Consider the following 8,601-nt stretch of genomic DNA (forward strand, 5'->3'; position numbering starts at 1 on the left):
CCCGGATCGGGCACTTCGGCCACGCAGTCGCTGCACCGGATCGATCCGGCGGCGGTGAAGTCGGAGGTGGAGGCAGCGGGCTTCAAGTTCGACGCGGAATCCTCCGTGCTGGCGAACCCGGATGATCCCAAGACGGTGGGCGTGCGCGATGCGTCCGTTCAGGGAGAGACCGAAAAGTTCGCGATCCGCTTCCGCAAGCCGGGCTGATCGCCGCTCACTCGTCGCCGAACAGGCGCCGCAGCAAGCCGGGCCGATCCATCGGCCGCACCGGGCCGAAGATCATCTTGCGCCTGCAGGGATCAAGCGGCTGATGATGCGGGTTCCACGCGCTGTGCGGCCAACTCGGCGAAATACGCTGTTCGAGCATCGGAACGCTCCACGAATTCCCCTCGCGGCCGAAAAATCGACCGGCGGCAAATGGGTTCCCGCGAGCGATAGAGTGAAGTGGCTCCCGTTCATTGAAACATTTCGAACTATGTGCCGAGCACCGATGTCCAAGCTGATGGTCCGATTCGAGCAGCTACCGATGTTTTTGCCGTTGCTGGAGGGGTCTGATCTCGTGAGGCGGTGATTAGCTTCGCTATAAGGCGGCCTGTTTCGTCCTCCACACCCCAGGTGCATGATGCTCGCCGACAGTATCCTGACCTCCCGAAAACCTCGGCGCCCGGATACCCACGGTCCCACTCTGCACCTTGATACAAAACGTCGGCAGTTATGAATAAATGCTGACGTTTTGTATCGTCCACTCCATCTCCAGCCTCATCGGAGCACCGCCTCAGCGATCTGCGCCAACGAAACGTAGCAATGTCCAAGATCGGACGGGGTTAGTATGCGATGCCCAACGGCGGCTTCGCGCCTTAATTGCCGCCGTTCGCGATGCGATTTCCGATCCCAAAAGCTGCCACCCGTTTACTCACACTTGATCACGTAAACGAACGGCCTTGGCTCTGACTTCCTCGCGCTTGACTCCATCGCCAAAAATGACGATGTATCCCGGCATGGGATATGCAGGCGGAAAAGGACGGCTCTGGCAGGACATCGTGTCCTTGATGCCGCCGCACGACACCTATATCGAAACGCATCTCGGCGGCGGAGCGGTCATGCGCAACAAGCGCCCCGCCCAGGCCAACATCGGCGTGGATATCGACGCGGACGTCATCCGCGCGGCAGGCTCCTGGGGCGTACCGGGCCTCGTGCTGCACAACGCCGACGCGCTCGCGTTTCTAGCCGGCTACGCCTTCGACGGTCGGGAGCTAGTCTATCTTGACCCCCCCTATGTCGCGGCCACCAAGAAAAACCGCCGCTACTACCGTCACGAATATAGCGATGAGGATCATTGCAAGCTCCTTGATGCGGTTCTGAAACTGAGCTGCCGGGTCATGATCTCCGGCTATCCCTCGCCGCTCTATGAGCAGGCGCTTCGCGGGTGGGAGGTCAAGGAACTCGTCAATGTCAGCCACGCTGGGCTACGCCGCGAACGGATATGGGCTAACTTTGAGTTTTCGCCCGATCTCCACGACTATGCGCCGATCGGGGGAAGCTTTCGCGAGCGTGAACGCATCCGTCGCAAGACTAGTCGCTGGGTTCACAAGCTCGCCCGGCTGCCGGACCTTGAGCGCCGCGCGGTGCTCGCCGCGCTCATTCAATCGTCGGACATCGATCCGGGCTTCGCCGAACGCCTACTCGCCGACCGCAAGCGAGGAACTGCAGCATGACGGAATTCTGGCGCGCCCCGCTCGCGGAGACCGTTCGCACCTCGCAGCGCTTGGCGCGCCGCCGCGTGCCACTGAGCGATGTTGGCAACTGGCTCAAACGCTATGCCGAAGCCGCGCCGACCTCCTCAAACCAGGGCGCGGCCAACATTCCCTTCCAGCGGTGGTTCCACTTTAAGGAAGCCTTTTCGCCCAAGTTCGTTGCCGACACGCTGGGCGCGCTGCCCTACAAGGTCGACCGATGCCTCGATCCGTTCGGGGGCAGCGGCACGACCGCCGTGACCTGCCGCATGCTCGGCATCTCGTCGGACGTCATCGAGGTCAATCCGTTCCTGGCGGATCTCATCGAGGCCAAGCTTACGCCCCTGCCGGCCTCCAGCTTCTGCGCGTCCTATGATCGCCTGCTGTCCGAGCTTGAGATCGAGCCCGGCGACAGCCTTCCGATCGAGGGTATGCCGCCGACGATGGCCGAACCCGGCGTCAAGGGCCGCTATGTCTTCGCCGCCGACGTCTATGCGACGGTCCGCGCAATCGTGCGGGCATCGACCGCCCTGCCACCCGACGAGGCGCGCTTGCTCAGGGTGCTACTGGGGTCCGTGCTCGTCCCCAACAGCAACGTGACCATCAACGGCAAGGGGCGGCGCTATCGCCGCGGCTGGGAAACGCGACCGCGCTCGGCCGCTGACCTCATCGCCAGCCTCGACGATGCGGTCGACATGGCGGCCGCCGATCTCACGTCCTATGCCGGGCCGCGCCGGGGCCGCCATATCGTCCATCGCGGCGATGCCCGGAGCGCACTGGCGTGCATCGAACAGGCGGACGTCGCGGTCTTCTCGCCGCCTTACCCCAACTCCTTCGACTATACCGATGTCTACAATCTCGAATTGTGGATGCTCGGCTATCTGAAATCCGGCCCGGACAATCGCACGCTGCGCCATCAGACCCTGCGCTCGCACGTGCAGATGAAATGGCGCGAGACGCAGCGCCTTGCCGCCTCGAAGGCCCTTGAAGAAACACTCGACGCGCTGCGCCGCGCCAGAAGCGACCTGTGGAATCCCCATATTCCTGAGATGATCGGCTTCTATTTCGACGATCTCGCCATGATCTTCGCGCAGCTCCGCAGGATTCTTCCCCCCGGCCGGCACGCTGTGGTCGCGATCGGCGACAGCCAATATGGCGGCGTCCACGTCGATGTCGCTTCCATTCTCGTCGAATGCGTGCAGCCTCTGGGCTTTCGCTTAACCGAGAGCGGCGCTATTCGATCGATGCGCAACAGTTCGCAGCATGGAGGGGGATTCGAGTTGTCCGAACACTGCCTGGTATTCGAGCGTGGTTGACGTGGAGTCGGGGGGAGATGCCGGGTGCCTGACATTGCCGATCGCAAGATTTCCCTGCCCACGATCGCGCGGGTCGCGCTTGCCAACTTCGACCTCTATTCCAACGAGCCGAATGCCCGCGTCGATATCGAACGTCCGGTCTTCTGCCTGATCGGCGCCAATGGCCTTGGCAAATCCACCTTCCTGAACACGATCAATTTCGCGATCACCGGCGCGATCCCCGATCCCAGCCGCAAGTTCCAGTCGGCCCAGGATTATCTCCGCAACGCCGGGCGCGCCGATCGCGCCGACGACTATTTCAGCGGCCGCATCAGCGAGCATGCCCGCCCGATCGCGAGCGTCACCGTCGACCTCGCCTGGCCGTCGACCACCCTGAGCGTCACCCGCGACCTGTTCGGCACTGCAGGCGTCACCCGCCTGGTGATCGGCGACCTCGCCTCCGGCGTGACCGACACTCACCAATCGAGCGACGATGATGGCAGCGATCTGACTGGCCTCTACCAGGCCAAGGTTCTCGCGCTGGCCGGCCTCGAGGATTTCGCGCAGTTCGTCTTCCTCATGCATTTCGTCGCCACTTTCGACGAAGGCCGACATCTTTTGATGTGGGACGACGCGGCGCTCACCAACGCGCTGTATCTCGCGTTCGGTGCCGATCCGGTCGCGGCCAAGGCCGCGGACAAGCTCCAGCGCGATATGGACAGGGAAAGCTCGCGCGGCCGCAACGTCCGCTTTTCCGCGCGGCATGTCGCCGATCGCATCAAGCAGCTCGCCGACCTGCTCAAGGGCACCGAAACCGACGACCATACGACCGGCGCCGAGCTTCAGGCTCAGCACGACGCGCTTGTCGCCCGGCAGGCCGAAGCCGAGCAACGCATGCGGCGCAAGCAGACCGAGTTGCGCGACGCGGACCTCAAATGGACCGATCTCAGCGCGTCGCTCACCGAAACCCAGCTCGAATACCGCCGCCTATTCTCGAGCCGGCTGCAGCAATCCTCTTCAGTCCAGCATCATCCGATCGTCCGCGCTACCCTGTCGGAAGATCGCTGCGCGCTTTGCGGAACTGTCCATGTCGCGGCGAAGGTCCAGGCCGCTCTCGACAAGGGCGATTGCCCCTTGTGCGACAGTGTTCTCGACCGATCTGGCGCCGATGCCGGCGCGATTACGCAATTGCAGCGTCTCGATCGCGAGATCGCACGCATCCGCGACGACCTCGCCACGATCCTGAACAGCCGCGCACGGATCAGCGACGAATTCGCCGCCGCCCAGGCGAGCGAGGAGGCGGCGGCGGCGGAGCTTAGGCAGTTCGAGGAGAAGGAAGCGGCGGGTCTCGCCAAAGTGCAGAGCGGTTCCAGCTTCTCCGCGATCCAGCAGGAAATCGACAAGCTTGAGAAGGAGCGCCAGGAATTTCTTGCTCAGAGCGAGGCGCACTACAAAAAACGCGACGAGCTGCGCGATCAGCTTCGCGTCCACGAAAAGGTGCTCAAGGCGCAGTATGAGGCGGGTTCCGAGCGCTTCGTCCCCAGGTTCCGCGAGCTCGCCGAGGACTTCATCGGACTGCCAATCGACGTCGAGTTGGAGCATCGCCAGGGCGCAAACGATTCCGGCTTCGGCCTGCGCATGCGCATGGACGACCAGTTGCGCGCGCAGCCCGATACCGTGTCGGAGAGCCAGCGCTTCTTCATCGATATCGCACTGCGCATGGCGCTGTCGGAATATTTGGCGGACGGCGCCGCCACGCTCCTGGTCGACACGCCCGAAGGCTCGCTCGACATCGCCTATGAGGCACGCGCGGGCTCGATGTTCTCGAAGTTCGTCGCCGAAGGCAATCGCGTGCTGATGACCGCCAACTTGCGCAGCTCGCAGCTCGTGCTGCGTCTCGCCGGGCTTCAGAAAAGCGCGGGGATGCAGATCGTGCGCATGACCGACTGGACCGACCTGAGCGAGGTGCAGCAGACCGAGGAAGCGTTGTTCACCCAAGCCTATGACGCGATCGACGCGGCGCTCACTTGACCAGCGCGGACGACATCATTCCCGAAGCGTATTTCGACGCCGTGGCGATCGCGGCCGATGCGCCGGCGTCGGTCATGCCGATGACGATCATCGAGGCCCATCTCTACGCCTATCTCGGCTGCATCCTCGGCCTCTTCAAAGGCCAGGCGGTTGGCGATTGGGGCTATTCGTTCGCGGTCACGTCCGAAGGATTCCCTTTCAGTGTTCAGTTCGAAACGGCCCGGTCGATGGTTGTCGCGCGCGGCTTAGTCGACGAGGATGGAGCGGGCTTTATGAGCGCGCGCCACGACGAGCTGGCGGCGGAGATCGGCAGCCTTCTAACCTTTGGTTCTTGGGCCGCCCGGCGCCAGTGGCTGCGCGCAGCGACGCAATGCGCGCTCGCGCTTCCGGTCGGCTCGATCCGCCATGCGATCGGCCAGACGCCGGGGCTCGCCTCGGTCCGGCTAGGCCAGCGGCGGCTCCTGCTCCAGGCCGACGACATCGAACTGCTCTACGAGGAATATGGCATCGTCAGTTCGGTGCTCGGTGCCGACGTGAAGGATCTGCTGTCGCCCGCGGTCATCTGGCTGTCCGCGCGGATTCTGCGGACGGAGGACGCGCCCGTTGATTAACCTCGAAAATGTCCAGGCGCTGGTGCGCATGGCCTATCTCCCGCACGCGAGCGAGGCGTTCGGTGAGCCGGGCGCGCGCGCGATCACCGCGCTCCTCGATGCCGTCAAGCTCATCTATCAGCGCTATCCGCCCGAAAGCCTGCACGGGACGCTGACGGTGATGATCGGCATGAACGCGACGCCGTCGGTGCCGATGATCGCTGCGTGGGGCGCACCGTCGGTTTTCCAGACTTACGAGGAACTCGGCACCGCGCTTGCCGGCGCGGACGCCAGCGCGCACTGCCTGATCGAGCTGGTGCCGAACGGCACCTTCCGTTTCCTTCAACTCGCATCCGATATCGATCTCAAGGCGGCTGCCGCCGACGCGCTGGTCTATCGCTACGACAATGGCGTCGATCGGATTCTTGCCAAGGATCACGACGACTATGTCCAGAAGGTCTCGCCGATCCTCGCCAGCAACTTCGCCAATGCGACGCTGAGCAGTCTTGAGGAGGCGCTTTCGCGCTACAGCGAATTTGCTCGGGAAACGAAATGCCGCATCCTGGCAGATGTCTGGGAGGGCGGCGTCGATGGCCCGCGGTTGGTTCTCGTCAACCGGCCCGAATCGATCATGCGGGATTCGCTCATCCAGGCGCTGCAATTGGTCCTGCGCGACGCAAATGCCCGGCCCGAACATAACACCGACGAGACCAAGCCGGTCGACGTTCGCGTCGAATGGTTCGCTTCCGGCGCGGCGGCGCTGATCGAGGTGAAATGGCTCGGACGGTCCACCGCGCGGTCCCGCAACCCGACGCCGCAGCCCACCTACACCGACTATGGACCGCCGCGCGCGCAGGAAGGAGCGGACCAACTGGCCGACTATCTCGATCGCGAGGTGCGGCACAGCTCTAGTACCGCGACCCGCGGCTATCTCGTCGTCTTCGATGCACGTCGCCGGAATGTCCAGGGCGCGGGCGATCAGCTTGTCGAGGCCGACGCGATGCACTTCGCGAACGACATCCTTCACTATGATCCTGACCATGCGCAATCGCGTGACGATTTCGCGACCCCCGTACGCTTCTTTCTAAATCCGAGGAAATCGAATTTCGCAACTGCCTAATTGCCTGGACTCGGCGACGATTGGCGGGGGCGACCGTTACATCTGGGGCTGTCAGCAGTTGAATATCGTGCGGTGAGCCGGTGTCGTCGGCCATGATGTTCCATTATTGCGGCATTCTTGCCGCTAAACCACGGTCAGTCCAGCAGACCGGGCCGCGTCCGCTTTCGCGTATCACAATGCCGAAAGTCGATAGGCCGCAGTCGGCCCAATATCCGCCCTTGCTACGCCATTTCGATGGATGCTGCGATGTCGGCGATCGAGCGGAATAGCGTCAGTGGGTCATCTTTGGTGGGGACAAACCCTCGGCGGGTCCAAAAAGCGGCCGCTTCGTCATCCACGGCGTTGACGATCAATGCCCGCCCGCCGATGAGGCGAGCGGCGGTGACACAGCGGTGGAGGGCGTGCTTGAGCAGGCCCGATCCGATGCCTTTGCCTGCCCAGTTACTGTCCGTCGCGAGTTGGCCCAGCAACAGGCAGGGAACGGGATCGGGCGGCTGTCCGGTGCGGATCGAGCGGGGAAGCCGTCCCGGTATGACTGCTGTCGGCGCAAGGCCGTAATAGCCGACCACACGGCCGGCCTCATGCACGACCATCACCGCCGTGAAGCCTTTCTCCTGGTTGGAAAACGCTCGCGTCTTGAGCCAACGATCCAGCGACGGCTTGCCGCAGGAGAATTCCGCTATTTCGTGCGTGGCCGTCAGCGGCTCCGGGCCAGATAGGGGCAAAGCCTAGCTCGCGTCTGCCGGATTGCTTGTTTCCCAGGGGGCAGCGCGCCGGAACAGCTCGACCATTCCTGGAACAGGCGCGGCGGGGCCAGACACGGCAGCCATGAAGGCGTCGAAGCCGGCCGGACTCATGCGGATCAACGTCGTCTCCAGCAACACTTCCTCAGCCGCACGCACGGCAGCGTCGCGCACGAAGTCGGTGCGCGAGTGGCCCCGCAACCGTGCCGCGCGGTCGATGATGGCGAGGTCGGCGTCGGGCAGTCGCATTGAAAGCGGATGCGGCTTGCGTTGGGCTTGGTGTGGCATGAGTACCTCCGAAGGTCCAGATAGCAGGTTGTATTGCATTTTTCAATACGACCTGCCATTCGGCGGGCAACGTGCCGTATTCCTCCCTCCCGCTCGTAACCCGACCGGGCAATCATGAAAGAGCCTTGGTGTCCAAGAAGAGAAATAGGGTCGCGCCGGAGCGCGGTCCGATTGAATTGCATGACTACAAGCCGAGCCAGGGCCTTGTCGATCAGATGGCTACCTTGGCCGAAGAGCGTACCGGCAAAAAGCCGACCGATGGTGAAGCCGAAGTGATGCTTCAACGGCTGGTCGCGACTTTCAAGCTGCTGCACCAATGGGACAGGGAGGCGGCGCGCAAAACGCAGGACAGCGCCTCGGTCAGTACCGAGGTCACGTCATCAGATGCTGAGTAGTCATCGGATGAGGTTGAACGCTTGGCCTCCGCGAGCCTCGCAGGAGGCGCATTCGCTGATGGGGAACTGATCGTCTCGACGGTGTTCGTCGCCAGCATGGGCTTCCGGAAATTGGCCTCAACCCCAAGCCGGATTCGAACACCACGATCGCTGAAAAATCGCCCTTATTTCAATAGGCTATGTGATCTGCAATTTGCGGATGCTTTGCCGTGCGCTTTCGCCTGTCCGTAAGTGCCCGATAAATAAGGACAAATTTCGCGGCGAAAAGTGGCTCCCCGAGTAGGATTCGAACCTACGGCCATTCGATTAACAGTCGAATGCTCTACCGCTGAGCTATCGGGGAGCAGCCCTGACGGGCAGAGTGCGCCCTATATGGAGGGGGATTCGGTTTGACAAGCCTGTCCTG

9 protein-coding genes, 1 tRNA gene and 1 pseudogene are annotated in these 8,601 nt (G+C 62.9%); 7 read left to right on the plus strand and 4 right to left on the minus strand.

Features of this window, described 5'->3' with window-relative positions:
- Nucleotides 1-207 (plus strand): annotated as a pseudogene (locus tag VNZ93_RS16635) (methyltransferase); the annotation flags it as partial.
- Nucleotides 208-214: 7 nt separating this feature from the next.
- Here the strand turns inward: VNZ93_RS16635 and VNZ93_RS16640 are convergent.
- On the minus strand, nt 215-367 hold the full coding sequence (locus VNZ93_RS16640; protein WP_325707475.1) for a hypothetical protein: 153 nt from the start codon (nt 365-367) through the stop codon (nt 215-217).
- A 613-nt stretch (nt 368-980) separates the two neighbouring features.
- Here VNZ93_RS16640 and VNZ93_RS16645 point away from each other — a divergent pair.
- From VNZ93_RS16645 to VNZ93_RS16665, 5 genes are read left to right on the plus strand one after another with little or no spacing between them, the layout of a single operon-like run.
- Nucleotides 981-1,715 (plus strand): DNA adenine methylase, encoded by a 735-nt coding sequence (locus VNZ93_RS16645; RefSeq protein WP_325707478.1) that lies wholly within the window; start codon nt 981-983, stop codon nt 1,713-1,715.
- Nucleotides 1,712-3,049, plus strand: a complete 1,338-nt coding sequence (locus VNZ93_RS16650) for a hypothetical protein (protein WP_325707481.1) — start codon at nt 1,712-1,714, stop codon at nt 3,047-3,049. Before VNZ93_RS16645 ends, VNZ93_RS16650 begins: the two co-directional genes overlap by 4 nt.
- Before the next feature lie 24 nt (nt 3,050-3,073).
- Entirely contained in the window at nt 3,074-5,059 is a 1,986-nt protein-coding gene (locus VNZ93_RS16655) for an AAA family ATPase (RefSeq protein ID WP_325707484.1), read from the plus strand.
- Nucleotides 5,060-5,100: 41 nt separating this feature from the next.
- Nucleotides 5,101-5,670, plus strand: coding sequence for a hypothetical protein (locus VNZ93_RS16660; RefSeq protein WP_325707487.1), 570 nt, complete (start codon nt 5,101-5,103; stop codon nt 5,668-5,670).
- Complete coding sequence (locus VNZ93_RS16665) at nt 5,663-6,769, plus strand: hypothetical protein (RefSeq protein ID WP_325707490.1); 1,107 nt, start codon at nt 5,663-5,665, stop codon at nt 6,767-6,769. The genes VNZ93_RS16660 and VNZ93_RS16665 overlap by 8 nt, the downstream gene beginning before the upstream one ends.
- Nucleotides 6,770-6,990: 221 nt before the next feature.
- Here VNZ93_RS16665 and VNZ93_RS16670 read toward each other — a convergent pair whose 3' ends face one another.
- Together VNZ93_RS16670 and VNZ93_RS16675 are read right to left on the minus strand one after the other, a co-directional pair.
- The gene (locus VNZ93_RS16670) at nt 6,991-7,494 is read right to left on the minus strand and encodes a GNAT family N-acetyltransferase (RefSeq protein ID WP_325707493.1); all 504 of its coding nucleotides are present in this window, start codon (nt 7,492-7,494) and stop codon (nt 6,991-6,993) included.
- Nucleotides 7,495-7,497: 3 nt separating this feature from the next.
- Nucleotides 7,498-7,800: a DUF1778 domain-containing protein gene (locus VNZ93_RS16675; RefSeq protein WP_325707496.1), complete on the minus strand. Its 303-nt coding sequence runs from the start codon at nt 7,798-7,800 to the stop codon at nt 7,498-7,500.
- Between the two features lie 128 nt (nt 7,801-7,928).
- On the opposite strand from VNZ93_RS16675, the gene VNZ93_RS16680 reads away from it, so the two are divergent.
- Complete coding sequence (locus VNZ93_RS16680; protein WP_325707499.1) at nt 7,929-8,195, plus strand: hypothetical protein; 267 nt, start codon at nt 7,929-7,931, stop codon at nt 8,193-8,195.
- Between the two features lie 268 nt (nt 8,196-8,463).
- Here the strand turns inward: VNZ93_RS16680 and VNZ93_RS16685 are convergent.
- Nucleotides 8,464-8,538 (minus strand) — tRNA-Asn (locus VNZ93_RS16685).
- Nucleotides 8,539-8,601 lie beyond the last annotated feature (63 nt).

Source organism: Pseudorhodoplanes sp. (genome assembly GCF_035565795.1).
Lineage (GTDB): Bacteria > Pseudomonadota > Alphaproteobacteria > Rhizobiales > Xanthobacteraceae > Pseudorhodoplanes.